Raw genomic sequence first — 25,256 nt, 5'->3', positions numbered from 1 at the left:
GCCGATATTTTCCTAATCTATTTAAGGTAAATGTAAGGTTAACTTCAGCGGAACGCAAGGATCCTGTTCTATAGTGAGTAACAGAGACCTTTATGAAATGGAGTTGAAATCAATGTTAATTACGTCGCCCCCCATCGTGGAGACCCATAACCTGTCCAAAGCTTACAGTGGTACACACCGTGTAAACCAGCTGAATCTAACAGTGCAACCCGGACAAATCTTCGGCTTCCTGGGCCCGAATGGAGCTGGCAAAACAACCACGCTTAAGATGCTGCTCGGGCTCATTAAGCCTACCGAAGGCAAGGTCAAAGTGTTTGGCAAAGACTTGGACAATCATCGCCCGTCCATTCTGAACCAGACCGGTTCCCTGATCGAATCTCCATCATATTACGGCCATCTGACTGGACTTGAGAATTTGAAGGTCATGCAGCGCCTCCGCGGCGTCCCGAGCAAGAATATAGACGAGGTACTCCGAATTGTAAGACTCGAAAACCATAAGCATAAGAAGGCAGACCAATACTCTTTGGGTATGAAACAACGGCTAGGCATTGCCATGGCTTTGCTCGCCTTTCCCAGCCTGCTGATTCTAGATGAGCCAACGAATGGCCTTGATCCTGCGGGTATCGGCGAAATCCGTGAGTTAATCAAATCCCTCCCCGGACAATACGGGATTACCGTGGTGCTGTCGAGCCATCTATTGTCGGAGATAGAGCAGATTGCTACGTACGTAGGCATTATTAATGACGGTAAGCTGCTGTTTCAGGGGACGATGCAGAACCTCCAAACCAGCAACAAAGCCACCATTCGTTTCAAGACAACGGACCCGACAAGAGCGGAGAAGATTCTGCTAACCCAAGGATATTTACCCAAGATCCAGGGGAAACAGCTTGTGTTTGAACAACTCCCGGACGAGGAAGTTTCACGCATAAATCGGGTGCTGGTGGAACAAGATCTACCCGTCATCCGGATTGAGGAGCATAAAAAGAGCCTGGAAGACATTTTCCTTGATTTGACCGGAAGGGAGCGAAGCCTGTAATGAACGCTCTGTCACTGGAGTATTTCAAAATTCGCCGCAAACGGATCTGGGTCATGCTTACGCTGTTTCTTGCTGCTGAGATGGTCTGGGCCTCCATGTCCATGAGTATTTCCATCTCAAGGAGCGCTGCAAATGCGAGTTGGGAAGCCTTGATCTTCAGCATCTCTTCCATGAACGGTCTGTTTCTTCCTATTATTTCAGCTATTGTGGTTTCCCGCATTTGTGACATGGAGCATAAGGGAAACACCTGGAAAATGTTAATGACAACCAATATAGGTCGGAATCATGTCTACGCTGCAAAATACATATGTGCGAACAGCCTGATCCTCTACGGTATTTTGGCGCAGGCTGTTTTCATCGTGGGATTCGGCAAATCCAAAGGCATTGGCGGCAGTTTACCGCTTTCCCTGCTCATCCAATTTACCATCGGAACGATGGTAACAACATTCGTCATCATCGCTCTCCAGCAATGGTTGTCCCTTACGGTACGGAATCAGGCTTTCTCCTTATGTTTGGGCATGCTGGGCGGCTTTATTGGAACGACATCCGGGCTATTTCCGTCCGGCATTCGTCACCTGTTCGTTTGGTCCTACTACATGGATTTAAGTCCAGTTACCTATGTGTACAGCTCTACTTCAGGTTCATATCTATCCGGCACGCTGCCTGCTGGATTGCTGATTGCTTCTATTCTTCTGGCTGCGGTTTTCTATTTTGCAGGGAGCATTCACACTTCAAAACAAGAGATCTAAGGAGGAACCCCATGTTCAGGAGCATTTCCGCCGAATGGCTCAAACTTCGACATTCCCGCATCGGCCTAGTACTGGCGATACTGCCCGTATTCAGCCTGCTGATCGGATGCTTTAACTTTTATTTCAACCAAGCGGCCTTGCAGAACGGTTGGTACAGCCTGTGGACACAAGTCAGTTTGTTTTATGGAGAGTTTTTTCTGCCCATCCTGATTGCCATCTGCTGTGCCTTCGTATGCCGATTGGAACACGCAAACCGTAACTGGAATATGGTTCTTGCTTCCCCAATGTCCATCACCAGTCTGTTTATTGCTAAACTGTTTACCGTCAGCCTGCTGATCTTCGCGGCCCAGACCTTCTTTATGTTCATGTACTGGGCCGCTGGCCGGTTGTTCTCCATTCCGGGTCCGTTCCCGATGGAAACCGTAGTATGGAGCCTGCGCGGATGGTTCGCTTCCATTTCCATTGCGGCATTGCAGTTGGGGTTGTCCATAAGGATCAGAAGTTTCGCTACGCCTATCGGTATCAGCCTTTGCGCCGTTTTTCTGGGACTCGGTTTGTATGTGCTGAACTTTGGCATGCTGTTTCCGTACTCTTTGTTGACCATAGGAATGGGCGTCCTGAGTCAAAAAGGACTAACCCTTGCGGAGAACCTCGTTTTTATGTTCATGAACAGCACCTTTATTCTGCTATTGGGAGCATGGTCCATCCGCCGCTTGAAATATAAAGATGTCGCTTCATCCTAAATTCTTAAAGAAAAAGGAGCATTGAATATGAAAAGAGCATTTGCCATCCTCGCATTTTGAATTGCACTTTTTGTGGTTTTTATGTCAACTGTCAAATTGACCTCAGATCTTCCGATGGGCAAAGAAACCTACTATACCATCGTGGATTGTGCTCCCGGCATTGGGAATAATGGTAGATATATCTACGTATTGGTTAGCTATACAAACGAAGGGAAGCCGAAATCATTGTCCTTTTCTTCTAGCAAGCCATTACAAAACGGGGCGTATTTAAAGCTGTATGTCTCAATGCTGAGGGGCGTCACCTACTGGGAAGAAGTCTCGGCAGACGCTATACCTGTGCAGGCGAAGCAGCTTACCTCTAAGTGCAGAAAGAAAAAGATATACAATGGCAGAAGAGCCGCTCCGTATGAGAGCGGCTCTTCTCCTATCTATATTATACCAAGCTTATCCGAGCCCTCCATTCCTAAAAAATACAACCACGCCGATTGTAATGATTTGCTCGAATTGACGTGACACTCACCTGTTTTCTTCTCAAGTTGTTTTCTTACCAATGTAATCCAAAACTTCATATAACACGATCGATCCGAAGCCCACCTGCTCAGGCTGGATAATCGCAGTCTCTTCCCCGATACGGGTATTATTCGATTTGGCATCTGACAACGTACAGCTGCTAAATAGCATAACAAAAGCGAGTCCTAACAAGACTCCCTTCACTGTGTTTCGTTTATGTTCGGATATCATGATTATCCACTCCATATACAGATATTCTATGAGCGTTATCATCTAGATTCTATAGTATAAAACGCATCTAGCCATACAATAGTTGATATATATTGGAAATTTTATCATTTCGTGTTCCGCAATGGCCTATATAATAATCCCGATTTTCTATGGCACGTTTACCATGTCCAGGCCTGTATGGTATACGCCTTGGCAAAATAAAACTGTCCAGATCCCCTTTATTCACAGGCCGCATGCCGAGTCATCTAATCGGAGTGCAAATGTTATCGGTTATGAGACCTGTTTCTCGGGAAATCCGACACCGTCATCTATCAGTGGATCTCAACTTCCACCGGCAGGTCATCGTCAAGTTACTTCCATGTAGCTCCGCTGTCAACGAGCCATTCATCTTGTCCATTAAACTTTTGGCAATGGAAAGACCAAGTCCCGATCCTTGGGCGGATCGGGTACGGTCGACCGTATAGAAGCGATCGAATAGGAACCTCACATCGCTTTCGGATAATTCCTTTGCTTCGTTAACAATCGTAAAGTCGGCCGTCTTATGGTGTTGCTCGAAGCGAATGACCACAAGACCGGTAGCATGTTCGACCGTATTGGCGAGCAAATTCTCGAGGACCCTTCGCACAGCAGATTCGTCGGCATATACAGCCACCTCTTCCTTCGGCAATCGGATCTCCGGCGTGATCCCCCTTTCGTTGAACCGATCATAGAAACCAACGAGAGTGTCTGTCAGGAGGGTGGTCATTCCGATACGCTCGGTTTTAAGTCGATAATCCGAAGACTCGATTAACGACAGCTCGAAGAAATCGTTCAATAGCGCTTGAAGCCGTCTTGTACGATTTTTAACGATTGTGACGTATTCATGTTTCTCCTCAGGCGTAATAGATTCTGCTTCCAGTAGTTGAATAAAACCGATTATGGAGGTCAGAGGAGTCCGAATATCATGGGAAATGTTCGCAATCGCCTGCCTTAACTCATTCTCGGTTCGTCTTCTGAGGGCCTCCGAGTCGATTATGAGATCAGACTGGCGATTAATTTGTACCGCTAGCGCTTCGAGCCTCCGGTCGAATAGAGTTAAGTCGATTTTTTTGCCGGTTGTCCGTTTATTGTAACGGCGCAGTTGCTCTGTCATCCTCCCCAACTCCCGCCTCAACAGCAGCAGACGGGCTAGCAGGAGAGCTACCACCGCAGCCAATATGAGCGTTATGATAAGCAAGACTCTCCCGCCTCTCTCGTCCTTTATTTAATTTCCTTTCTACGGTACACGAGAATACCAAGCAGTCCGGATATGACGATCGTCAGCAATGGCACGAGCAGAAGCGCTGGCAGATCACCGTTGTCGATATTGGTCTTACTGATATTGCCTAGTAGCTTGAAGATAGAATAATCGTACAGCGTAGTAAACAACGGGATATATTCACCCAAACCGGTCATCATCGAATCGATCATTAGGAAGAAAATCATCGAGAAGCCGATCGTTTTGCCGCTATCGGTCAATACGGTAGTGAACATGGCACCAACCGCCGCATAGCCCGAAGCATACAACAGCGTTAATCCGAGGACTCTTGGTATAAAGAACGGGTCGATCTCCTCCGGAAGTTGACCGAAACCTGCAAGCACTGAAACTTCGATCGTGCTGACGATCGGAAATACGAGAGAGATAGCCATCGCACCGACTGCGAATCCAATCAATTTGGCGGCAAACAGCCGTCCTCTATCGTTGCCCGACGATGCAATAGTTTTCATGACACCTGTCGAATATTCGTTAGAGATGAAGAATCCCGCCAGAGCCGCTACTCCGAATTTGATAACATAGGCATTGCCCGTAATAAAGTTTAGTAAAAACTCGGCACCGGTGATCTGCGGATCTCCATTGGACATATTGTCAAAATAATAGAGCAGCGGATACGCTAGTGAAAGAGCAGCGATTGTGAGCAATAGCACACGGAACGATCTGTCCTTGCGCAGCTTGAATAACTCGGCTCTGATTAAATTATACATGCAGGGCACCCCCGATCCGCTTCGTGAAATAGCTCTCCAAGTCTTCGCCCATCGGCATAAACTGCTCAATCTCCAGGCCAGCGGTGAATAATGCCGAAGATACTTTGCCTGGGTGCTCGATGCTGCTATACAGCTTAATGGCGCCATCGGGCATCACTTCGAAATCCGTTGTGCCAAGCTCATTCTGAATTACAGTTGCCGCTTTGTCCGGATTATCCGCTTTTATAAACACGTACTGCTGGCATTTGCCGTTCAATTCTTGGGCAGTGAGCTGCTCCAGCAACTGGCCGTGATGAATGATGCCGAAGTGGCTCGCCAGTAAATACAACTCACTCAGAATATGACTAGAGATCAGAATAGTAATCCCTCGCTCGCGGTTGAGCCGCTTGAGCAGCTCGCGCATTTCAATGACCCCCATCGGATCGAGCCCGTTGGTCGGCTCGTCCAGGATGAGAAATTCCGGATCACCTAGTAAGGCGATTCCGAGTCCGAGTCGCTGCTTCATTCCAAGTGAGAAATTTTTCGCCTTCTTCCTGCCCGTTCCCTGTAGTCCGACCAGTTCAAGCATGCTTGCGACGCAATCATGGCCGGGGATGCCGCGGAGAATCCGGTTCGCCTCCAAATTCTCAGCGGCGGTCATATGGGGAAACAACGCAGGGCTCTCGATAATCGACCCGATCCGCTTACGAGCTTGAATCAACGCCCGCTCATCGCTGGCGCCGAACAGTTCGATCGTTCCTTCGGTTGGAAAAGCAAGTCCAGTCACGATGCGTATAAGCGTCGATTTTCCTGCTCCGTTCTGCCCAATAAAGCCATAAATGGAGCCCTTGCGGATGGATAAATTCACTTTGTCCAACGCTAGGCTACCTTTGAATTTCTTGGATAACTGGTTCGTTTGCAATACGTATTCGCTCATCGTCGTCTTGGCCTCCCTTATGTGATAGACCAAGTATAGGAACAAAAAATTAAGAGGGTCTAAAGCCAAATCTTAAGAATGTCTTAAGGCATGAGCCGATAACCTATGCCCCATACCGTTTCGATAAATTCGCTGCCCGGCGCGGCCTTTGCCAGCTTGCTGCGCAAATTGCTCATATGTACGTTGACCGTGTTGACGTCTCCATAGAATGGCTCGTTCCATACACTTTCATATAGATCGGCTTTCGTGAATACCTTTTTAGGCGCTGACATTAACAATGCGAGAATCTCATACTCCCGGGCGGTCAGTGCAAGCTCTATCCCATCCGTCGTTACGGACTTAGCGTCGCGGTCGAGCACAAGTCCATTATGCTGCAGAACGTTGGGCACAATCGGCTGCGCTATCTGCGCAAACCGACGCAGATGGGAATCGATTCGCGCCGACACTTCCTCGATATCGAACGGTTTCGTAATGAAGTCGTCCGCCCCCCCTCGCAGTGCCGATACCTTGGTATGCTGTTCGCCCTTGGCTGAAATTATAATAACTGGACCATTTCTCCGTCCGTCGATCCGTTTGAGCAGTTCCTCACCTGTCATACCCGGTAACATCAGATCAAGCAGTACCATGCTCCATTGGCGCTGCTCCAGATAGAGAAGTGCTTCTGTGCCGGAGAACGCAGGCTGTGGAACGTAGCCGCTTTTTCTTATAATGCTGCATAGCAGCTGACTAATGTCACTATCGTCCTCGGCTACGAGAATATGTATCGAATTATCCATCGTATCTCCTTAATATTATGTAGTAGCATGTAGTCGCTTATTACTTAGATATCCTCTAGCAATAAAAGATATGAGATTTTCTCCATTATTTCCAGAATAACCTTTGGCGACACTTATGCAAGTATGTTCTTGTCCTCCGACAGGTTTCCTTAATGAAGAACTACTAACATCATTTTTAATATCAGTGGAGAATAAGAGTCATCATCTGCATTCGTATTTATAATAATCTTGCACATGTACCGCTTTGAATCCAACTGACTCATATAACCTCAAAGCATAATCGTTTCTCGTTTCGACTTCTAAGTGTACCGTAAATCCGGCAGAGCTTTGCTCTTTAACGACTTGACGAAGCGCTTTTCTGCCTATACCTCTGCCCTGATATCCCGGCAAGATGGAGAAACCATAAATCCATGCCTGCCCGTCTTCACGACTCACCCGAAGTTTTCCAACCGTTTCTTCGTTCACGTCAATCATGAGCATATCCGTGTTATCCGCGAAATGATGGCTTTCCATCGCTCTGGCGTCATCTTCGTCCAATCCGAACGCCGTCACGGACAAACGAACGCTCATTTCGAAATCCTCTTCGGTTGCCTGTCTCAGAAGAATATCGTTTGTCTCCTCCAGCGGCGTTTCGCTCCACTCCATTTGATGCTCCGAGAATGCATATTCAGCACCTTGTGTATTCAAAAAGAATTTTGCCGCATCTGATCCCGCAGGCGCGTTCAACAAGATTTTCTTGTATCCATTTGAGTTTACTTTTTCCATTGCCAGGTGAAATAACCGCCCGAAATGCCCCTTTCGACGTTCACTTGGTTTTACCATGCCGCATACCTCGACAGTAGAACCAAAAGCATACAGACCTAAAAACGCTATAAGTTCGCCATTTTCATAATAAAAAAAATCAAGCGGCTCCGTTTGGCGGTCTCTTAGCATTTCCCAGTTAAGCTTCAGTTGTACATGATCATGAATTTCACACTCTTTTTGCAATTGTTCAATGTCTTGTAGTTGTTGTGTCGTTAACATATTTTTCTCCTTTTCACTGTCGCATCAATAAAACTAAAGCTATAAAAGTTCGAAACACCTAGCCGGGAGACGAACATCATCTGTCCGTTAAGTTCTACTTTACCATACTCACATGATGTGAGGGCGTTGATTTGATTTCACAAAGAAAAAAGAACTTGTGGCTAAATGCCAGCAAGTCCTTCCCTTATTCGACACTCGTTAATCCAAGCCTTTTATCTCCATGGCGCGCCAAATCACGGTAATCGCTTCTGCACGGCTAGCATGAGATTTGGGTTTTATCATGTCGTTTGGATAACCCTTCATGATTCCATGATCTACTGCAATCATCATCGCTTCCCGTGCCCAAGCCGCAATCTTATCCTGATCGGCAAAGGTTTTGTTGGTAAGCGCCTGGTCCAATTGAATAGCTTGAACTACCATTTGTGCCATTTCTTCGCGCGTAATGAAATTGTCGGGACCAAAGGTAACCGAATCGTATCCTTGAATGATTCCGTAATAATACGCTGTTGAAATGGCTTGCCTCGCCCAATGATCCGTTGTATCGGCGAATTCCTTATTACCTTTACTAGTGAGACCCAATGCATGCACCAGGATTGCCGCGAATTCTGCTCGGCTAATCGTACGGTCAGGTCTGAAGCTTCCGTCTGTATAACCGTTTACAACGCCTTTTCCTGCAAGATTCTCAATGTTCTTTTGTGCCCAATGACCTCTCACATCGGTAAACGAAACACCGATTTCAGCTGGCACCGTCGTTCTCGCGAAAATCGCAAATGAAGTAAAGTGGTCGGTTGTACCTCTTATAGTCCCCTCATCCCAGTCAATGTTGACGTTATCCAGCGTCACCCATTCCTTCGTGTCTGCGTTAAACTGACGGAGTTGGAGCTCATGACGGCCTTTTTGTATGACGTTGGCGTCAAATTTCAGGCGGATGGTTACGTCTTTATCGAATTTTCCGGATACATCTTTCTTAAACTCCACGATTTTACTAGCTAATTGTTCTCCTTCGGATAGGGGGAATTCATCAACATCTGGAAGTGTTAGATTTATGGATAAATAAAATGGCCTCTTCAGCGCTTTAGCAGGGATGAGAATCTGTCCCCCCTCAAAAGCAATGGTTCTCCCTTCCAAGCCTACAAGAAAGGTGTTGCTCGGCAGTGAATATACATGACTACCGTTAGTGAGACTTGCATCGCTTGCTTCACTCGTCTTCTGGGTTGTCAGACGATACCGGCTAGACGTGACGTTAACCGCATTACCTGTTTGGTCTTGTGCTCTTACATGCAAGTACCAATCACCGTCAACACCACTTTTCATAAGCGTAGCCTCGTTCACAAATGGTCTCCAGCCTGTAACTGGCATGGACGAATCGGTCGTCCAATGAAACTCCAGCGAGGCTTTATCTATGCTGCTTCCTGAATCAATGACCGTTACCCTCGGTGTTGCCGATGTTGCCTGCATTTCACTTCCATTAGGGTGAATCGTAATCGATGGCGGCGTATTGTCAATCTTCACCGTGATGTCCAGGAATAACGTATTGCCCGCTTGATTGGACGCCTCAAATCGAATGTTAGTTTCGCCTTCGCTCGATATTTCAATGAGGGCCTTGTTCTCGTAGGCTTGTGAAGGCCCCCCATTCAGGGTGTAGGTCAGATTGGCGATCTCGCTGACTCCCGATTCGGCATAGACGCTCAAGGTTACGCTCGACCTAGTCCATTCGCCGCTCGTATATTCACTTCCGTCCGCCTTCACTAGTGTAGGCGTCAACGTTATTCCCGTTGTGCTGATGCAGACTGTGCGTCGTTCGATCGATTCATTCCCCGCTGTATCGACGGCTTTGAACGAGATGTTATGAACACCTTCATCACGAAGGACGATATCAGATAAATAAGGGCTCCACGACAATCCGTCATTTAGCGAATACGTAAATGAAGTGACACCAGACTCGTCAGAGGCTTCTGCACTTACGTTAACCGTTTGATTGCTCCACGCGCGATCAACATACTCCCTTCCATCCGCCGTGGTCATCGTAATCGCGATGGATGGCGGTGTATGGTCAACGGGACGAGCCAGGTTGTCGACGATTCGATCCGTTAAACTGAGCAACGCATTGTTTGCATGGTCGGAAATATTTCCGGATTGTTTATCGTAGGATAGGAGAACTTGTTGATCTTCTTCAAATGCTTTATCTACGTTAAAGACAAGCGTATGAGTCCCCGATCCGCTCACCCGAGTAATTGTAGAAGGCCTCCCGTCCGCTGTAATTGTAATTCCCCCGGCATCAGTGAGGCTGACTTCTTCATCAAAGCTCACGATGACGTTGTTCGGATGCTCACGTTCGATCTTCGCACTGGAGACGGTTGGTGGTGCAGCGTCCCATTCGAGGTTAGCTGCAATTCCTTGTAAAACAGGAAACATGGCTCCCTCCTGTAACACCCATATTCCGCTGAAGTCCCACTCGGTACCGAAGAGTGCATGCTGTTTCATTTCCGACGTCACCCGCGGTTCACCTTTACCAGTATCGGATTGCCCGGTCGTTTCCTTATTATAGAAGCTCGCTGTAACCGTGCCGAATTCCCGTCCGACCAACCCGCCGACTTCGCTGCTGCCGGTTACACCGCCGACGGCATAAGTGGTCCTGATGTCACCGATATTCCTTCCCACGAGTCCGCCAACATCGGAACGACCGCCAACGGAACCGATTGCGTACGAATCATTGACCTTACCGCTCTCATTCCGCCCCACGAGGCCTCCGACAAAATCCATTCCGGTAACAGTCCCCGCGGCGAAGGACAGGTTAACTTGGCTATTCATATCAAGGAGTCCGACCAACCCGCCGACATTGAATTGACCATCAACTTGACTCGTTGCGTACGCGTTATTTACCAGACCCGCATTCAAGCCGACCAATCCACCTATGTGGCTGTCTCCGCTAACGCTCCCGATAGCATACACAGCCCCAGTAACACTCCCTATGCTGTTCCTTCCGACCAGACCGCCGACTTCGTTCATTCCAATGACCGTAGCAGTCGAACTAGAACTGCCGATCGTTCCGTCGTTATTCCCGATCAGACCACCTGTCTTGTCTGCTCCGGTAACATTCCCTGAAACATGGACCTTCATAATCTGACTGCTGGGGCCGTTCTGTCCCGACAGCATGCCTGTCTGAAGGCCGCCGGTGACATTTCCATTCTTTAATTGAACGTCACGAACCTCACCGCTAGAAATATGGCCGAACATACCGACACTCAACAAACTGCTCCTGTTGATATAAAGGCCCGTAATATCATATCCTTGGCCGTCGAGCGTACCTGTGAACGGAGTGCTGTCATTACCGATAGGTTCAAAGCCGAAACCGTTCCCTGTACTCGTCGCCCACATATCGGAGTGACTGTTGTCAGTGAACGTCGTGTCGAAATCAATACCCTGCGTCAGTGTGTAATTCGCCGACAGATCCATTGCCATCAGTTGCAGTTGATGCGAGTTCCCAATTGCGGCCGACCATTCGGAGCGAAGGAATGGTCGCGTCGAGTCCTCGACCATAAACCAGTCATTGTTGAAATCCCAGCCCGAGTAACTCAATGGTGTTAGTGCCTGTGCGGTAGTGAGGCCGATCGCTTTACAAGATCCGTATGTATCGTATCCGCAGGCGCTATTCAAGCCGACCGTTTCGGCATCCCAGAAACTGTCGCTAAAAGTTCCGCTGTTACTCCCAACCAGACCGCCCACAACATGATCGCGCCCGCTGACGCTGCCAGTGGCGTATGACTGAATGATCGATCCGTGGTCCGTGCTGCCCACAAGACCGCCGACAGCAATTCCACCATGGACAGTTCCCGTCGAGTATGACTGACTAATGAGCGCAGAAATATTATAACCGACCAGGCCGCCGACATGTTCAGCGCTCCCGCTGACAGCACCCGTGGCGTATGACCGGAGTATTTCCCCACCTTCATTGTCCCCAACTAACCCACCGACTATAGAGGTGCCACTGATCGTACCGGCAGCATAGGAGTCACTCACCGTCCCGTCATTACGCCCTGCCAAACCACCAACATAATCGGTGCCGGAGACGGCACTTGTAGAGTAAGAGGAGGTTATTTTACCCTGAATGCCATTGTATCCTACCAACCCTCCGACGGTGGTCATCTGGCTTCTAACCGTTCCGGTAACGTAGGACTGTTCAATGGTTCCAGTGTTACGCCCTGCAAGCCCACCTACATGGTTGTTTCCAATGATCGAACCTCCTTCGAGAGCGATATGGTCTATCAACCCGTTGGAGCCTACCATCCCGAATAGGCCGACAATGTCCATCTTGGGCTGATGAATGGTCAGATTGCGAATGACATATCCAGCTCCATCGAAGACACCGGTGAACGGGCTATTACCGTTTCCGTTGTCGCCGATAGGTATAAAGCCAGCCCCGTTACTCCAATTTGCTGTCTCCGAAGCATCGATATCCGCTCCGAGCTTGTAATGAGCGTTCAAATCATTACGTACGGCGTTTAATTGACTTAATGTTGTAATGACGTAAGGATTGTTCGCCGTCCCGTCACCGGACATTGCATCATTCGAATTGGCGAATGCTTGAAACGGGATGATGCCTATCGCGAGAAATAATGCCATCGAAATACAGAAGATGCGTCTCATCTGGTCTTTTCTTCCTTTCGTTATTCAGTTGCCACGATGACCATTATATTGGATTTTTCGATAGTTCGAATCTAACCCCGGTTATAGGCCCGGTTATAGTTCAGTAGAATAAAAAGAGACCCGCCGTTCAGCGTTCAGCGAGCCTGCTGTTACAACCTTCCGTGTTTAACTCTGAAACTCTTTACCTCTTTTAATCGCCTCGACTCGGTTTTTCACCTGCAGCTTGCTGTAAATGCGATTGATATGTGCCTTCAAGGTCCCCATTCCGATGCCAAGCGTTTCAACGATTGCCGGATTGTCCATCCCTTCCTCCATATAACGAAATATCGTATATTCTCGCGGTGTCAGAAGCTTTTCTAATGTTGCTTTGCCTTGTACCGGAGATTCGGCTGTTCCTTCGAAAGCGGACAATATTCTCCGCACATAGGCAAGGGAAGGTGCATTTTTATCTCGAATACTCCCTTTTTGACGATGTTGGACATACTCCGCTAGCAGCTCAGCTACCAGATGGCCTTTATCAACAAACACACGGATATAATCATCGGGTTTCGCAAATACAAGCGCCTCTTCCAGCTTGAGCAGCGCTTGTTGCGGCTTATCCCTCACCTGCAGCATCAGCGCCTGGAGCACTTGGATCTCCAAGGCGTCCATCGGACGATGGCCTTTTACCGCGACTTGCAGCAATCTCTCAGATAACGCCCATGCCTCCTGGCTGTTGCCGGTCTCCATCAACACTCTAACGAGGAAGATATAGACGAATAGCTGATATACGGATACCGGATCATCCGACGAGACCTTGTAGCGATCCTTCCATTCGACAGCTGCAGACAAGTCTCCAGATTCCATTCGCAGACGAGCCATTTCGACATCGAGCAAGATGGGGGCTTCCTTAGCGCCATCCTCAATCGCCCTTCTATAGGCTTCTTCCAGCCATTTTTCGGCTTGACTGATGTCCTGCCTGGATTTGCTGATACGTGACATGAAAAGACTCGCGGGAACGTATACCTTCTCTGGTTGATAATGCGCCTGACTCGTGCCTTGTAAGCCCAGTTTCAAGTAAGCCTCCGCCTGCTCCAGCTCGTTGCGTTCGTAGAGTAATTCTCCATAACAAACAACGACCGAATCCTGCAGGCCCATTGGCTTCATGAACTCGATCATGCTCAAAAAGAAGGTATCCGAAAGGCCCCGAGGCAAATGTTGGCCGCGCTTGCCATTGTATGACCTGTAGATAGAAGGAGAAAGTGGCATATGAGGAGATGCAAAGATCAGATCCGTTCCTTTAGGACTATGCTGAAGTGACAGATGGATATACTCCAGTCCTTTTATCATATCCATGTCATATTGGGTCGCTTTAAAATTCCTTACATAATACAAATATCCCAAATAGCGATTATTCTCTTCCGGGCTCCAGCTTGCTGAGGAAGCAGCATAATGCTTTTCTGCTAGCTGTAAATACCGTTCCGACAGCTCCAGCTCCTGGGACCACAATAACGAAAAAATGTACGAAAAATAAAGGTACGGATACTGCATAAGCAGTTCCTCGGGAATCGCCGATAACCACACCTTCATGGTCGAAAATTCCCTGCGGACCATCAAACTTCTCATCTGTTCTAGCAGACGTATCGCTTCCGAATGATAGGCTCCGGCCAAGTAGTAATCTATCGCTTCTTCGAGCAGTCCCTGCGATTCACACCAGGCTGCAGCCGATTGGAATAGCACATTTGTCTTCGCAGGATCAAGGTGTCGCTGCTGCTTCAGCAAAAACTCGCCGAATCCATGGTGAAATCGGAACCAGTCCCTGTTCTCATCCAGCGGGATGAGGAACATGTTGCGTTTATCCAGCTCCGCTAGCATCTGTGCACCATGTTCGCCAGCTACAACCTTACATAGCTGCCCGTTCATTCGCTGTAAAATCGAGACGTTCAACAGAAATTGCCTCGTTGGCTCGTCCAACGATTCAAACACTTCCTCGAATAAATATAGCTCGACGCGTTCCGGGTTGGAATGTGCGTACTTGAAAGCTCCCATCCACTCATCATCATGAATAGACAACGAGATCAGCCTAAGTCCTGTCACCCAGCCCTCGGTTTGAAATTGGATTCGTTCAATCTGCTCTCTCTGCAGTTCCCTCTTCTCAACGTTTTGGAAGAAATTCACCGTCTCCTGCAAATTGAAACACAGCTGCTGGGTATGGATTTCCTGGATCCAGTCCCGACTAATCCATCTTGATTTTAGAAATCCATGGATGCTTCGACTTGAGAAACACAGATGCACGTGGGAAGGCAAATACTCCAGAAAATAAGAAACGGATGCCTGAATATCCGTATTATGTATGACATGCCAGTCATCCAGTATCAGAATAATCCGCTCATTCAGGCTGTTCAATTCGTTTAATAGAGCAACCATAAATGGCTCGTATTGGCCCGGGCTTAGCATTGCGTTCGAGGCACGAACGGAATCTGGCAACCTACCGATTGCCTGTTCGATCGCTTTCATGAAGTAGTTCCAAAATCGGATGAGGTCATTATCCTTGTCATCCAGCGATAACCACCCGACGGGTAGGTCCAGTTGTCTGGCCCAATCACTGACCAGCGTCGTTTTACCGTATCCGGCGGGAGCCGTCACAAATGTCGCCCTGCGGTTTAGTCCCGTATTCAATCGCGCAAGCAGCCGGGGACGTGGGACCGATTGATAAAGGGGCTGGGGCAGTTTCAATTTAGTTAAAAGCAAGAATTGGCTTTCCTCTCTCTCTTGTATCATGCAGCCTCTTTTCGTTAGCCTCTCTGGGCCTTATCGTTGTTGTCAATCTGGTAATGTGTAATGACATGTTGGGAAATTCATAATCAGGGGATAACAGCAGATGTGTGACATTGTTTTATAGAATGAAGGATATCATTATCACTAAAATTCAGACTATCTTAGTTTAAGAACTTTTGCACCTGTATTTTGGGAGCAACCCGTTTTCTTAATAGAGTCGATACTTGGAAGTCACCCAATAAGCCATCCGAGAATGGCACGGTTTTATCCTAAATAACAATAGCAAAATCAAATTTATCAATCACCCGGCGGCACGAGCAGCATGGACGATGATAAATTGGTTGATCTTTGTATAGGTCGAGTGAATCCGTTTCTGCCGCCAAAAAACAGCCCCCATTTTGCTTAAGCAGAATGAGGGCTGTTTACCTTGGATTCTCATTTATTCAATCAAGCCAAACTCTTCATATACCTTTCGAGAAACAACACCATTTGGAATAAGGTGATGATCCCTCTGATATTTCTTAAGTGACTGGGTTGTACTGAAGCGGAACTTCCCGTCGCATTCCCCATTGTAATATCCTGCACTTTTTAGTCGGGATTGAATAAGCTGCACATCCCCACCAACATCCCCTTCAGCTAAATCCCTCGGATTTTGATTTGTGTCTCCAAGTACATGACCGTATATCGTTACTTTGGTTCCAATCGGAATTAATTCGTACAGTTCAATGACATCCTTATTATGCATCCGGATACAACCATGGCTAAGGTGTTGACCAATTGAATAGGGCTTATTCGTACCGTGGATTCCAAAATTTCCCCACGGTACATTTAATCCTATCCATCGTGGGCCAAATGAGGGTCCCCAATTCGTTCCTTTATATTCAACTCTAAAATCTCCCACTGGAGTCGGAGTTGACGGATTGCCAACTGCTACAGAGTAGGTCTTAATTACTTGCCCATGTTCTCGTACAAGTAATTTGTGACGTTCAGGGTAAATTGCAATCTCAAGATCGCTTTGATCATGTATAATCGGCAAGACAGGAGTAGTTAAATGAAATACTCCTAGGATTGCCAACATGATTAGAATTAATTTTTGATTAGTTGGTATCATGTATTTTCACCAGTTTAACTTCATTTCATATTGATCAAACATCTTTAATATTGAATCAATAACGTCATTTTATACAGTTCATTTTTGTTGATTTTCCTCCTTCCCCTGTTAGCTTAACTTCTTCACCGAGAACTAACCTGCCCTTTTAGCTGTTAATGTATCGCTTTAGTTCAAGAGGATCATCAGTTGTACAAGCGATTTTAACAATCCTGCTTTATTAAAGCGATGACAAAACAAAAAATATCTAAACAAAAAAAAGACTGTGCATAGACAGTCTTTTTTGCTGGTTCAAATCAATTATAAATTGAGCCTGAATTTACTGTTGGCATCATAGAGTTATTTTGCATCATGCCTTGGGTGTTCGAGTTTCCGTGACAATTATTGTACATTTGCTCTAAATCGGAATCGCTGAGATTGGGATGCATTTCTTTCATGAATGGAATCATGTCTTTAAAGGTACTTGGAGCCACCTCCGCAGCATAGACCGCAGTTCCGATGCCAAGTGTCAAAACAGCAGCACCTACTATCGCGATGAACTTGGAGTTCATGATGTTCACCTCCTTTCAAGACCCTCATGCCCAGTAAGATTCAATCTTGCTCAGGATGATGAATAAAATAACCTTCATAGCTGGCATGTTCCTACTGATATTCGGGTCAGTAATGACTCTTCCTTTATCATACATATTAAATGTGTTGAAGCTGTGAAGATATCATAAACGTAACTCTCCCTTATGATTTCTTCACAAGCCACCTGATCCAGGAATTGGTCAGGAACAACTGAGAGCGTTTCTGGTTCAGGCCTATAAGGGGGCCTTCGATTCATAACCAACCTAAGTTCGGTTCTGTTTTGGCACTCAAGTTTCTCCGGTGTGCGGGATGCATAACGTTCTCCTTTAGTTTAACGAAGTAAGTGAGTTATGTTGGCAAAATCGACTAATGTGAAACGCCCATCACAACATCTGATATGCGTTATAGAACATTCTGGGACCAGATCGCTTTGTGCACTTATAAAATCGGGGTGTGTATGGTTCAACTCTTCCTCGGCAAACTCATTTACCATAAAGTCTGTGATCAAACCACCATGTGTCACAATAACCATGCTTTCGTGTGGATGCTGATCTGACAGCTCCAGTAAGCAGGAAGACAACCGCTCACCGGCTCTTATTGCGGAGTCTCCCACAGGAGGCACATAGTCTCGTTCCTTATTGCAGCGATTCCACATCTCAACAAACTCCTGAAATGTTTGACCAGGCGAGTCTCCCCAGTTCGCACGTTCCCGTAACCGAACATCCTCTGATATGGTTATATTAATTGCTTCTGCAACAATCTGAGCGGTTTGCTTTGCTCGATTCAGCGGGCTGCTAACGATTCTATCTATGGACATCTCACTAAAATGATTGCCAGTCATACGAGCCTGCTTTATCCCTTCGGTTGAAATGGAAACATCTCCAACACGCTTCTCTTTTTCAGCATGTCTAACTAAGTAAAACTCTGTGCTCACCATCATCATTCCTTTCATACGCCCATCAATTAGATAATGTTTAAATTATATGAATATCTAATCAGATGTTGCATTGTCTTGGACTCAATGAATAGACCACGCTTCGATATTGAGTAAGAAAAGAAGCCGCCATATTGGCGGCTTAAGCATGCATATGTGTTTATTTTTGATCATTAATCGTACCGGTTTGGGAAATTTTCAGTTACTTGTTTACGTTCATGCTGACTGCTTCTGTTCACATTCTTGTCCAACGCATTATAAAGTCATGGCGTGTCCATACTTCGCGAGGAACGCTTCCTTCGCTTTGTAATCCTTCATCGTGCTGCCAACGAGTCGCCAGAAGGAGCGATCATGATTCATGTGAATGAGATGACAGAGCTCATGAATGACCACATAGTCAATGACCTCGAGAGGCGCCATCGCGAGACGATAATTGAAGGTGAGATGCTTAGTCGAGCTGCAGCTGCCCCACTTCGTTCGCGATTCCTCAATGGTGAAGGATTTAGGCGTGACTTTCAGCTGCTTCTTATAGATCTTTATCCGTTCCCCGATCACCTTCTTACAGCTGGCGAAGTAAAACTTCTTCAGTTCATGCTGGAGCGCTTCTTCCGTAAGCCCATGCGTTTCGATTAACTCATCAAGCGAATAATATTTGCCAAGATGAAGGAATTTGCCACTCTCTTCGTATGCTCTGATCTTCGGAGTAGTTCGAGATGCCTCAATTGCTTGCAGTTGTTTCAAAATTTTATCCCCATACTGCCTCACAGCGTTCAGCACCACATCATCACCAGTATGATTCGGTGCCTTCACCGTAACCAGCCCTGAGGGATCGATTTGGATCGAGATCTTTTGCGTGGGCCATATTCTACATGACATTCTATTTGTTGTTGTCCTAGTTCAATTTTCATATTCAACTTCGTTTCTAAAAGATTTTATCTTCATTGTAACAGAATGGAACCGAATCCTCCTCTATTTGTGGTAAGATTCAACCTGTTGCGTGTTCGCAGCTATATTTTGACATGGGATAATATTGCTGATGGTTTCCGGCCTGTGATCAGCTGTTGCCCATCCGTATAGCCCTCCTCACGTCCTTCAAGCTCCTGTATGAGAACAGATCGCCAATATCGGATACGTTCTTGACGTTCTTCATCCGCAATCGCATTATGCAGTTCTTGTGGGTCATCAATCAGGTCAAAGAATTGCTCCTCGCCCGTTTGGGAGAACCAGATGTACTTCTCCTCCCCATTAGTCACCCAGTGATTGGACTGCATTCCTTGTGCGTGCTCGCCATGCAGATGGTGGCGCCAAGACCGAACGCTTTGCCCTTTTTTCTCTTCTGCTGAGGCAAGTCTCCAGATGCTTTCTCCTTTGACTGTATCCGGTATAGGCACGCCAGCCGCTTCCAGCAGCGAAGGCATGATATCCCGCATCTCCACCACTTGATCCGACACCATGCCGCGCTGCAAGCCTAATCGATTGCCCGGATCATTGACGATAAACGGTACATGGGTACTACCTTCATACGGAAGAGACTTCCGGAATAAGTGATGGTCTCCAAGCAGCTCGCCGTGGTCCGATGTAAACAGGATGACTGTGTTCTGCAGCTCGCCATATTCATTCAACGATTGTAAGAAGCGGCCAATTTGGTGATCCAGATGCGTGATCAGGGCGTAATAGGCTGCCATCGCTTTACGTAAGCGGCGTTTCGGTACCAGTCCCCGACCTGTGGTAGGGGAGTACCCAGCCAGATCGGGGTCTTCCGTCTGCGCCCAATCACCCACCGGCGGCTCTGGAATATCGGCATCCTCATACAGATCCAGATACGCCTGCGGGGGGTCGAACGGCGGATGGGGCCTGACGAAAGACATCCACAGGAAGAATGGCTTCCCAGGATCTCGGCGACGTAGAAAATCAATAGACTGCGTGACCACCCAATTCGTCGGATGCAGCATTTCCGCCAAATGCCAAGGACGGGCGACGGTTGATGCGTTGCAATCCAGACCGAGATCGATCATATCCGCGCCGGGCACCCTCTCACGGAGCCATTGCAAGTAGTCGTCTACTTGATCGTAATGCTCCTGCATCGGAATGCTATGGTAATTGCGGTTGTGATGCAGGTAACCGTCGTGAAGCATGACATTGTGGAACCCCATCAGATTCCGTGCGGGATAGACATGCATTTTACCGATACACTGTGTATGATAACCGGCATCGGCCAATTCCCCCGGCAGCGTTCTCTTATAATCCCATGGCACGCAGTCTTGATAGCCGACACGGCCATGAGTCCGCTGTGATTGCCCGGTGAATATGGCTGCCCTTGCAGGTACGCAAGTCGGTGTGGCAGAATATGCACGGCTAAACCGTACACCAGTCCTCGCAAGCTCGTCCAGATTGGGCGTTTCAACGACAGGATGACCCGCTATGCTGAGACAATCAAAACGCATCTGATCGACTGTAATGAGTAGAACATTTGGCCTTCCTTGGTTTTGACTCGAGTTCATCACGTTCCCCCTCCCAACTACACCCCGCGGATTCTTCATCCATTGAAGCTATCGAATCCTATTCGTTCAACACATGCCGATATGCAATAAGTGAAATCCATAGCACAGCCGCTATCCATAATATAATAATCATACTACCTGCAAACCAATTTTTTGGTTTACCGCGCTTCATCCGTTCCTCGGCTTGTAGTTCATGCTCTTGGACCACGGCTTCCGCAATCATCTTCAATGTGATCGCAATTCCAAGAGGGACTAATATCACATCATCCAGGTCCATTTCTTTATCCGATCCATCATATCCGTTCTCCTACGTTGCATTTTACTTCATATTACCACGCTATCCTGTCCAGCAGCTGACTGATCTCTACTGGTTAGTTAGGCAGCTATCGTTACAAACTCCTGCCCTTTTGGATATAACAAAAAAGTCGCCAATATGACGACTTCGTAGGACACCTTGCTTATTCGAGGCAACCTTGGTCAGTTCTAGATGCACCGCCATCTTTTTATTGATCAGCATACATCGAGTGACAGTCTTTCGATCAAATGCAAGGCATGAGGGCACTACTCTTCAACCAGTGACTCTCGGCTTTGTCGGATCGCAGTTCGGGTTCTGTACTTCACCCAAAGCAGCCAACTTGGACAAATAGTAGCACTCTTCACGATACATATGATCCGGCATCAGCGGATTAATCCGGTCCAGCACCTCTCCGCGCAGTTCAAATTCTTCGAGTTCCGCCAGAAAGTGCATGAACACCCTCATTTCCATATCGACATCAGCATGGAATTTGCGCAGGGCAGGGAAATCTTTTATATGGGTCCTTAAATAACCCGTCATTTCTACTGCCTTTAGATAAAAACCTTCAAAATCTTTCTGAAACGCCATACTTTTTGCAATTAACGGCTTTTCAGCAAAATCCAGATCGGCCGCTAGGCTTGCTGCATGACCATATGCATCCTGCAGCCACAACATATCATAATGCAAAGGATGGAACAGAGGTACGCCCTTACCTTCTTGTAACGCCTGTAGTATCCGAAGATATTCCTCCAATTCATTGACCATATGGTTGACAAAGGAAGGTGTCAGGAGAAAATCAATTTTGCCTGCAAGCTGTCGTTCCAGCAAATTCAGCTTGAACTCTCGCAGTTCATAAGAGGCTTTATAGGCATCCTTCGTCAGTTTCTCGATGAATGTAGAGGCCTCGGGTCGCCGCGACTCCCCAAGCAGCATATCAAATTTAGCCATTAAGGACTCGGCTGTGGCGATATCCCCTTTTTCCTTGGGTGAAAGCGAAGTGAAAATAAAACGACAGTGGTCGCCAAGAATCTGTAACCAAAACCGGTGTTCATACAAGGGATCACTCATTGATCTTGCCCCTCCCAATAGCGTTATTCTCAGAAAATATATGCTACTGACAGCGGAGTAGAACGCGGAAGGGATAATCGGACAATATTCGCGACTTTAAGCATCATCCATAACATAACACACGACAAGAAAAAATCTGTTGTTTGCCTAAAGCCGGCTCACGACTGCATCTCGTTTTCGATCCGTTTCATAAAGTCTTCAGCCGCACTGTATCCGAGTTGTTTAAGATACCAATTGTTGGCCGCCGCCTCGATCAGACTGGCAACGTCGCGTCCCGGCTGAAGCTGGACCTCGATATGCGGGATTTGAATGCCTAAATACTCTGTAAACTGAGGTACCGCCTCGAGCTCGTTGTTTAGGGAATTTTCCCGCCAAGGCGACAGCTCAATATCGAGCACAATTCGCGTCTCGTCCTGAAACGCCGTGCGTCCGTATTGACGAACGACATTAATTAAGCCGATGCTGCGCAGCGCCAGAAACTCGCGTGTTGTCTCATTATGCGTGCCAAGAAGAGTCGAAGGGCCCAGCTTTTTAAGCACCACAATATCGTCTGCCACAAACCGGTGACCACGTCTGATCAAGGTGTGGGCTGTCTCACTTTTGCCAATCCCGGATTTACCACGAAGCAGGATACCTATGCCCGATACATTCACACATACCGCATGGATCGACATCTCCGGTGCCAGAGTCTTCACCAAATAGCTGTCCAACTTAGCGATAAATTCGGTTGTTGTCTCTGTCGTCCGCAATAATGGTATGCCTTCCTGATTACAGAATAGCGTCAGATAAGGAATCTCCTGCTGTCCTGACGTGACAATAAAGCACGGCGGATGATATTTGACGATATTCCCGATATGTAACTTGCGTTCTTCTATGCTAAGCGTCAATAAATAGTTGATTTCTTTGCGACCAAGCACCTGCACTCGCTCCATAGGAAAAAAATCGAAATACCCTACAAACTCCAGCCCGGGTCGGTGCGTCTGTGGACGGGTAATCATACGATCCATGCGATTGACTCCTGCAAGTACTTCCAAATAAAAAATTTCCGTAAGACTTTGAACGGTGATCGACTTCATGTTGTTCTCCTCCTGCGGTTGCAGTATGTATTCGGATATATTCAACGAACAACAGGTATTTTCCTGCCTCTTTGTCTCCATTTACGAGCCACCCACCCTTCCGGCTAATTAGATCCAGGACGACCATGACTGCCTCCAAACATGAGTTTACATCAAAAAAAGTCGCCTATTTGGCGACTCTTGTGAGTATATAATGTGATCATGATCGTAGGCTTGCATGGCATCCATCTACAACAACTCAAAGGTAAGGTCCGGTGTGCTCTCTGCCTTCACAGGCTCCATGGATTGTTCATCATATCCCATTTCCAGCACGGCAACAATCCGTTCGTCATCATGAACACCAAAACGACGGGTGCAAGCTCTATCATAAATCCAGTCATTCATCGTCATTCGCACATGGAGCATGCTTTCCTGAGCGAGCAGACGGAAATTTTGCATAAGGCAGCTTGCTGCTCCGTAATCTTCTTCTCTTTTATGAGGATCATGATCTTCCTTAATGACCAATATCAGATAAGCCGAAGCCTGATCCTGCAATTCAGATAGCATGTCAGTATTGCCGGAGCTGATAAATATAAACCGCCAAGGTTCCCGCATTCCGTCATTAGGAGCCCATACAGCAACATTTAATAGTTCCAGTATATGATTTTCGGAAACGGGTCTAGCGCTATAGCTCATCAAATGACCCCTCCTTCACTTGATAAGATCGTCCATTTCTTTTCTGCTTGTGTTCGTGCTCTGGCTCTTGGGGCCTTATCGTAGTACCCCAGATGAAAAATACCAACCAGCCTCTCATTGGGCTGCAGCTTCAACAGCTCGAATAATTCTTTGCTCTGCATCATCGGTTCTGTATCCCACAGCGTACCGAGCCGACGTTGCCAGGCAAGAAGCTGAAAATTTTGCATGATCCCGCAGACCGCCGCATAATTCATATCACTTTTCCTTCTGTCCCCATCCGTAGAGGCAATGATGATGAGATGGCCAGGTATATCGGTGACCCTCTTCCGAACGAAATCCCGAACCTTTTCCGGCAGCCATTTGACCAGTCTGTTCTTCACCAGCGGTTCCAGCATACTGACAGCCAAACGTTCCTTCGAATCCGCCGTCCCCGCATACACGCTTCGGAAGGCCACTTCCTCTGTGGACGGATAAAGCTGCCGCGCAGCGTAGAGTAATTCGATCACCAGCTCCTGGTCCACGGGAATGGAGTCAAACTTGCGGATGCTTCTTCGTTCTCTGATCGTCTTCACAAAATCCATGCATTCACCCTCCAGCCATTGCTCACTTGAACAACCCTTCAAGATCTTCAAGTATCGCATCGGCGAACATATTCTTAATGATAAAAGTCAACCAAATCTCCAAATAATCGCTTCATAAGGTCAAGCTCGGATTCGCTATATCTGTCCAAAAAATCGTTCATCCTCTGCTGCTCCTTGATATGGAGCTCATCATGAATAGCAAAAAGCCTTTTCCCGGCCGCTGTTAGCCGGAAGTACACTTCTTTTTTGTTATCATTAAGCTGGGCCCTGCGAACCCAACCCGCCTTCAATAATTTATTGGTTATCTTGGAGGTGTTCCCTTTGCTCAGGTTCATCGTTTCGGCAATGGAAGTAACATTAATCGGTTCTTGCTCACCAATACACGCGATGGTATGTAGTTCCGTTATGTTTAGTGTGGATTCTATCTCTATTAGTTTCCGGAGCTCTTCGATAAAAGCGCTGCTTAACCGGTTCTCATATTGTTCTTTTTGCTGCAGAAATTGAATGAAATTTTCATGGATAGCGTTTTTTATTTTGCTCGTACTCATGATTATGCAAGCTCCTCGACTCATTGTTTTTTTTCATTATAACCAAAATTAGTTTCGCAAGAAACAATATGAGCATACCAGAGAAGTTACACCCCGGAAAGTTATGATGATTTCAGTTGTTCAGACATATCACACCCTTTCGTATTAGATTATTGTTTCTATTGAATAAATAATTAATCAATAAAACAAGCCAAAATCTGATATAAAACAGAAATATTTATTCACATGAAACAATTCTATTTTAAGGTTATTTTGATCCGATGTCAATTCCGTCCGTTCTTCATATCAGCCTTTAACGCAGCAGTAACTTCGCCAGCAGAACGCGTGTATGCCTTGTGCTTCTAGCGGAGAAAAAAGACAGCTGCGTCATCGAGGCCACTGAAGAACTTGCGTTTTTCTTCGGAGGCGGTGCAAATAGTGTAAAAAGAAGACATTCACCCCGCGTTTTGGAGATGAATGTCTTCTTTTTGTCTTCATAATGCTGTATTCACCAGTAGTTCTTAGTCTACTA

The 25,256-nt window shown here is 46.9% G+C and carries 22 protein-coding genes and 1 pseudogene; 4 read left to right on the top strand and 19 right to left on the bottom strand.

Annotated features, from left to right (window positions below):
* The first annotated feature begins 112 nt into the window (after window positions 1-112).
* The 4 genes from J7E85_RS24405 to J7E85_RS24390 all read left to right on the top strand — a co-directional run bounded on the left by J7E85_RS24405 (window position 113) and on the right by J7E85_RS24390 (window position 3,041).
* Entirely contained in the window at window positions 113-1,036 is a 924-nt protein-coding gene (locus tag J7E85_RS24405) for an ABC transporter ATP-binding protein (protein WP_215162390.1), read from the top strand.
* Window positions 1,036-1,785: an ABC transporter permease gene (locus tag J7E85_RS24400; protein ID WP_215162388.1), complete on the top strand. Its 750-nt coding sequence runs from the start codon at window positions 1,036-1,038 to the stop codon at window positions 1,783-1,785. Before J7E85_RS24405 ends, J7E85_RS24400 begins: the two co-directional genes overlap by 1 nt.
* Before the next feature lie 11 nt (window positions 1,786-1,796).
* Window positions 1,797-2,528 carry an ABC transporter permease gene (locus J7E85_RS24395; protein WP_215162386.1) on the top strand — a complete coding sequence of 244 codons (732 nt, stop codon included), beginning with the start codon at window positions 1,797-1,799 and terminating at the stop codon, window positions 2,526-2,528.
* Between the two features lie 114 nt (window positions 2,529-2,642).
* Entirely contained in the window at window positions 2,643-3,041 is a 399-nt protein-coding gene (locus J7E85_RS24390) for a YxeA family protein (RefSeq protein WP_215162384.1), read from the top strand.
* 18 nt (window positions 3,042-3,059) lie between these two features.
* On the opposite strand, the gene J7E85_RS24385 is transcribed toward J7E85_RS24390, so the two are convergent.
* The 19 genes and pseudogenes from J7E85_RS24385 to J7E85_RS24300 form a co-directional block, all read right to left on the bottom strand.
* Window positions 3,060-3,269, bottom strand: a complete 210-nt coding sequence (locus J7E85_RS24385; protein WP_215162382.1) for a hypothetical protein — start codon at window positions 3,267-3,269, stop codon at window positions 3,060-3,062.
* Between the two features lie 304 nt (window positions 3,270-3,573).
* The gene (locus J7E85_RS24380) at window positions 3,574-4,485 is read right to left on the bottom strand and encodes a sensor histidine kinase (protein ID WP_215162380.1); all 912 of its coding nucleotides are present in this window, start codon (window positions 4,483-4,485) and stop codon (window positions 3,574-3,576) included.
* 23 nt (window positions 4,486-4,508) lie between these two features.
* Window positions 4,509-5,270 carry an ABC transporter permease gene (locus tag J7E85_RS24375; protein ID WP_215162379.1) on the bottom strand — a complete coding sequence of 254 codons (762 nt, stop codon included), beginning with the start codon at window positions 5,268-5,270 and terminating at the stop codon, window positions 4,509-4,511.
* Entirely contained in the window at window positions 5,263-6,186 is a 924-nt protein-coding gene (locus J7E85_RS24370; RefSeq protein WP_215162377.1) for an ATP-binding cassette domain-containing protein, read from the bottom strand. Before J7E85_RS24370 ends, J7E85_RS24375 begins: the two co-directional genes overlap by 8 nt.
* Before the next feature lie 83 nt (window positions 6,187-6,269).
* Window positions 6,270-6,962, bottom strand: coding sequence for a response regulator transcription factor (locus J7E85_RS24365; protein ID WP_215162375.1), 693 nt, complete (start codon window positions 6,960-6,962; stop codon window positions 6,270-6,272).
* Window positions 6,963-7,163: 201 nt separating this feature from the next.
* Window positions 7,164-7,985 carry a GNAT family N-acetyltransferase gene (locus J7E85_RS24360; protein ID WP_215162373.1) on the bottom strand — a complete coding sequence of 274 codons (822 nt, stop codon included), beginning with the start codon at window positions 7,983-7,985 and terminating at the stop codon, window positions 7,164-7,166.
* 198 nt (window positions 7,986-8,183) lie between these two features.
* Window positions 8,184-12,632 carry an S-layer homology domain-containing protein gene (locus J7E85_RS24355; RefSeq protein ID WP_215162371.1) on the bottom strand — a complete coding sequence of 1,483 codons (4,449 nt, stop codon included), beginning with the start codon at window positions 12,630-12,632 and terminating at the stop codon, window positions 8,184-8,186.
* A 165-nt stretch (window positions 12,633-12,797) separates the two neighbouring features.
* Window positions 12,798-15,290, bottom strand: a complete 2,493-nt coding sequence (locus tag J7E85_RS24350) for a winged helix-turn-helix domain-containing protein (protein WP_251036014.1) — start codon at window positions 15,288-15,290, stop codon at window positions 12,798-12,800.
* 538 nt (window positions 15,291-15,828) lie between these two features.
* The gene (locus tag J7E85_RS24345) at window positions 15,829-16,467 is read right to left on the bottom strand and encodes a L,D-transpeptidase family protein (protein ID WP_251036016.1); all 639 of its coding nucleotides are present in this window, start codon (window positions 16,465-16,467) and stop codon (window positions 15,829-15,831) included.
* A 326-nt stretch (window positions 16,468-16,793) separates the two neighbouring features.
* Window positions 16,794-17,048 (bottom strand): CUE domain-containing protein, encoded by a 255-nt coding sequence (locus J7E85_RS24340; protein ID WP_213644571.1) that lies wholly within the window; start codon window positions 17,046-17,048, stop codon window positions 16,794-16,796.
* Between the two features lie 350 nt (window positions 17,049-17,398).
* A complete protein-coding gene (locus tag J7E85_RS24335) occupies window positions 17,399-18,019 on the bottom strand; it encodes a histidine phosphatase family protein (protein WP_251036013.1) in 621 nt (206 codons plus the stop codon).
* A gap of 237 nt (window positions 18,020-18,256) precedes the next feature.
* Window positions 18,257-18,909: pseudogene (locus J7E85_RS24330) on the bottom strand (M48 family metallopeptidase).
* A gap of 99 nt (window positions 18,910-19,008) precedes the next feature.
* Entirely contained in the window at window positions 19,009-20,502 is a 1,494-nt protein-coding gene (locus J7E85_RS24325; protein WP_215162365.1) for an arylsulfatase, read from the bottom strand.
* Between the two features lie 58 nt (window positions 20,503-20,560).
* Window positions 20,561-20,779 carry a hypothetical protein gene (locus tag J7E85_RS24320; protein WP_215162363.1) on the bottom strand — a complete coding sequence of 73 codons (219 nt, stop codon included), beginning with the start codon at window positions 20,777-20,779 and terminating at the stop codon, window positions 20,561-20,563.
* A gap of 291 nt (window positions 20,780-21,070) precedes the next feature.
* The gene (locus J7E85_RS24315) at window positions 21,071-21,865 is read right to left on the bottom strand and encodes a DUF2935 domain-containing protein (RefSeq protein ID WP_215162361.1); all 795 of its coding nucleotides are present in this window, start codon (window positions 21,863-21,865) and stop codon (window positions 21,071-21,073) included.
* 158 nt (window positions 21,866-22,023) lie between these two features.
* Window positions 22,024-22,941 (bottom strand): HPr(Ser) kinase/phosphatase, encoded by a 918-nt coding sequence (gene hprK / locus J7E85_RS24310; protein ID WP_215162359.1) that lies wholly within the window; start codon window positions 22,939-22,941, stop codon window positions 22,024-22,026.
* A gap of 228 nt (window positions 22,942-23,169) precedes the next feature.
* Window positions 23,170-23,616, bottom strand: coding sequence for a nitroreductase family protein (locus tag J7E85_RS34245; protein WP_251036012.1), 447 nt, complete (start codon window positions 23,614-23,616; stop codon window positions 23,170-23,172).
* Window positions 23,616-24,197, bottom strand: coding sequence for a nitroreductase family protein (locus J7E85_RS34240; RefSeq protein ID WP_251036011.1), 582 nt, complete (start codon window positions 24,195-24,197; stop codon window positions 23,616-23,618). Before J7E85_RS34240 ends, J7E85_RS34245 begins: the two co-directional genes overlap by 1 nt.
* 74 nt (window positions 24,198-24,271) lie before the next feature.
* Window positions 24,272-24,745, bottom strand: coding sequence for a MarR family transcriptional regulator (locus J7E85_RS24300; RefSeq protein WP_251036010.1), 474 nt, complete (start codon window positions 24,743-24,745; stop codon window positions 24,272-24,274).
* Window positions 24,746-25,256 lie beyond the last annotated feature (511 nt).

The sequence above is a fragment of the Paenibacillus sp. ISL-20 genome, assembly GCF_018613005.1.
GTDB lineage: Bacteria > Bacillota > Bacilli > Paenibacillales > Paenibacillaceae > Paenibacillus_AQ.
Note: the sequence above shows the minus strand (reverse complement) of the source record. Positions and strands in the feature narration are given on the sequence as shown.

Coding starts and splice junctions, on each gene's coding strand:
- J7E85_RS24375 (WP_215162379.1), bottom strand. CDS start 5,270: ATGTATAATTTAATCAGAGCCGAGTTATTCAAGCTGCGCAAGGACAGA.
- J7E85_RS34245 (WP_251036012.1), bottom strand. CDS start 23,616: ATGAGCTATAGCGCTAGACCCGTTTCCGAAAATCATATACTGGAACTA.
- J7E85_RS24385 (WP_215162382.1), bottom strand. CDS start 3,269: ATGATATCCGAACATAAACGAAACACAGTGAAGGGAGTCTTGTTAGGA.
- J7E85_RS24360 (WP_215162373.1), bottom strand. CDS start 7,985: ATGTTAACGACACAACAACTACAAGACATTGAACAATTGCAAAAAGAG.
- J7E85_RS24335 (WP_251036013.1), bottom strand. CDS start 18,019: ATGAAAGGAATGATGATGGTGAGCACAGAGTTTTACTTAGTTAGACAT.
- J7E85_RS24370 (WP_215162377.1), bottom strand. CDS start 6,186: ATGAGCGAATACGTATTGCAAACGAACCAGTTATCCAAGAAATTCAAA.
- J7E85_RS24355 (WP_215162371.1), bottom strand. CDS start 12,632: ATGAGACGCATCTTCTGTATTTCGATGGCATTATTTCTCGCGATAGGC.
- J7E85_RS24315 (WP_215162361.1), bottom strand. CDS start 21,865: ATGAGTGATCCCTTGTATGAACACCGGTTTTGGTTACAGATTCTTGGC.
- hprK (WP_215162359.1), bottom strand. CDS start 22,941: ATGAAGTCGATCACCGTTCAAAGTCTTACGGAAATTTTTTATTTGGAA.
- J7E85_RS24345 (WP_251036016.1), bottom strand. CDS start 16,467: ATGTTGGCAATCCTAGGAGTATTTCATTTAACTACTCCTGTCTTGCCG.
- J7E85_RS24390 (WP_215162384.1), top strand. CDS start 2,643: ATGGGCAAAGAAACCTACTATACCATCGTGGATTGTGCTCCCGGCATT.
- J7E85_RS34240 (WP_251036011.1), bottom strand. CDS start 24,197: ATGGATTTTGTGAAGACGATCAGAGAACGAAGAAGCATCCGCAAGTTT.
- J7E85_RS24320 (WP_215162363.1), bottom strand. CDS start 20,779: ATGGACCTGGATGATGTGATATTAGTCCCTCTTGGAATTGCGATCACA.
- J7E85_RS24325 (WP_215162365.1), bottom strand. CDS start 20,502: ATGAACTCGAGTCAAAACCAAGGAAGGCCAAATGTTCTACTCATTACA.
- J7E85_RS24340 (WP_213644571.1), bottom strand. CDS start 17,048: ATGAACTCCAAGTTCATCGCGATAGTAGGTGCTGCTGTTTTGACACTT.
- J7E85_RS24405 (WP_215162390.1), top strand. CDS start 113: ATGTTAATTACGTCGCCCCCCATCGTGGAGACCCATAACCTGTCCAAA.
- J7E85_RS24395 (WP_215162386.1), top strand. CDS start 1,797: ATGTTCAGGAGCATTTCCGCCGAATGGCTCAAACTTCGACATTCCCGC.
- J7E85_RS24365 (WP_215162375.1), bottom strand. CDS start 6,962: ATGGATAATTCGATACATATTCTCGTAGCCGAGGACGATAGTGACATT.
- J7E85_RS24300 (WP_251036010.1), bottom strand. CDS start 24,745: ATGAGTACGAGCAAAATAAAAAACGCTATCCATGAAAATTTCATTCAA.
- J7E85_RS24400 (WP_215162388.1), top strand. CDS start 1,036: ATGAACGCTCTGTCACTGGAGTATTTCAAAATTCGCCGCAAACGGATC.